We start from the raw sequence: 1,693 nt of genomic DNA, 5'->3' as shown, positions 1-1,693 counted from the left end.
CGCAGCCCCCTTCGGGCCCGCAGCCCCCTTCGGGCCCGCAGGCCCCTTCAGGGGCCTGCGGGCCCTGTACCCAGGTTGGGGTATGTGACATAGTACTGGCGTGAGTAAGGCGCTGACCTGCGATGTCGTTGTTGTCGGGGCCGGGATCGTGGGGGCGGCCTGCGCTCTGTACGCCGCCCGGGCCGGGCTGCGTGCCGTGGTGGTGGACCGTGGGCCCGTCGGCGGCGGCACCACCGGGGCCGGGGAGGGCAACCTGCTCGTCTCCGACAAGGAGCCCGGCCCCGAACTCGGACTCGCGCTGCTCTCCGGCCGGCTGTGGGCGGGCCTGGCCGCCGAGCCCGGTGTGGGGGAGTCCGTCGAGTACGAGGCCAAGGGCGGCCTCGTCGTCGCCTCCGCGTCCGGAGGGCTGACGGCGCTCGAAGGGCTCGCCGCCGCGCAGCGCGCCGCCGGGGTGGAGGCCGTGCCCGTCGCGCCCGACCGGCTCCACGACCTCGAACCGTACCTGGCACCGGGGCTCGCCGGCGGTGTCCTCTACCCGCAGGACGCCCAGGTGATGCCGGCCCTCGCGGCCGCCCGGCTCCTCCGGCTCGCCCGCACGGCCGGTGCCCGTCTGCGGACCGGCCGGACGGTCACGCAGGTGCTGCGTACGGCCTCGGGGGCGGTGCGCGGTGTCCGCACCCCGCACGGCGACATCCACGCGCCCGCGGTGGTCAACGCCGCCGGGACCTGGGGCGGGGAGGTCGCCGCGCTGGCCGGGGTGTCCCTGCCGGTGCTGCCCCGGCGCGGCTTCGTCCTGGTCACCGAGCCACTGCCGCCCAGGGTGCGCCACAAGGTGTACGCGGCGGACTACGTGGCCGACGTGGCCAGCGACTCGGCGGCCCTCCAGACCTCCCCGGTGGTCGAGGGCACGGCGGCGGGGCCGGTACTGATCGGGGCCAGCCGGGAACGGATCGGCTTCGACCGCTCCTTCTCGCTGCCCGTCACCCGGCGGCTCGCGGCGGAGGCGACCCTGCTGTTCCCCTTCCTGGAGCGGGTGCGGGCCCTGCGCGCCTACCTGGGCTTCCGGCCGTACCTGCCCGACCACCTGCCCGCCGTCGGGCCCGACGCGCGCGTGCCCGGCCTCTTCCACGCGTGCGGGCACGAAGGCGCGGGGATCGGACTCGCCACGGGGACCGGCCATCTGATCGCCCAGGTGCTGACGGACCGGACACCGGACCTGGACCTCACGCCGTTCCGCCCGGACCGCTTCCCCGGCACGTCCCCGGCCTTTCCCGGCACGCCCCCGGCCTTTCCCGGCACGTCCCCAGAGGAGGGCCCATGAGGCCGCGCACCCCCACCGGACTCGTCCGGGCCCGGCCGGAACCCTCCTTCACGGTCACCTTCGACGGGCGGGAGATCTCCGTCCTGCCCGGCCGGACGATCGCCGCCGCCCTGTGGTCGGCGGGTGTCGTGTCCTGGCGCACGACCCGGGACGGGGGCGAACCGCGCGGTGTCTTCTGCGGCATCGGCGTGTGCTTCGACTGTCTGCTGATCGTCAACGGGCGGCCCAACCAGCGCGCCTGCCTGGTGCGCGCGGAACCCGGTGACGTCATCCGCACCCAGGAAGGGACCGGACACGATGACTGAACGACCCGGCCTCGTGGTGGTCGGCGCGGGCCCCGCCGGGCTCGCAGCCACCCTCGCCGCCGCCGCG

At 76.1% G+C, this 1,693-nt stretch carries 2 protein-coding genes; both read left to right on the top strand.

All coding sequences use genetic code 11. The annotated features are described in order from the left end of the window. Nucleotides 1-100: 100 nt before the first annotated feature. A complete protein-coding gene (locus tag HO151_RS00215) occupies nucleotides 101-1,321 on the top strand; it encodes an FAD-binding oxidoreductase (protein ID WP_173894118.1) in 1,221 nt (406 codons plus the stop codon). Next, nucleotides 1,318-1,626 (top strand): (2Fe-2S)-binding protein, encoded by a 309-nt coding sequence (locus HO151_RS00210; protein WP_173894117.1) that lies wholly within the window; start codon nucleotides 1,318-1,320, stop codon nucleotides 1,624-1,626. The genes HO151_RS00215 and HO151_RS00210 overlap by 4 nt, the downstream gene beginning before the upstream one ends. Nucleotides 1,627-1,693 lie beyond the last annotated feature (67 nt).

It is taken from the genome of Streptomyces sp. 8P21H-1, assembly GCF_013302945.1.
Note: the sequence above shows the minus strand (reverse complement) of the source record. Positions and strands in the feature narration are given on the sequence as shown.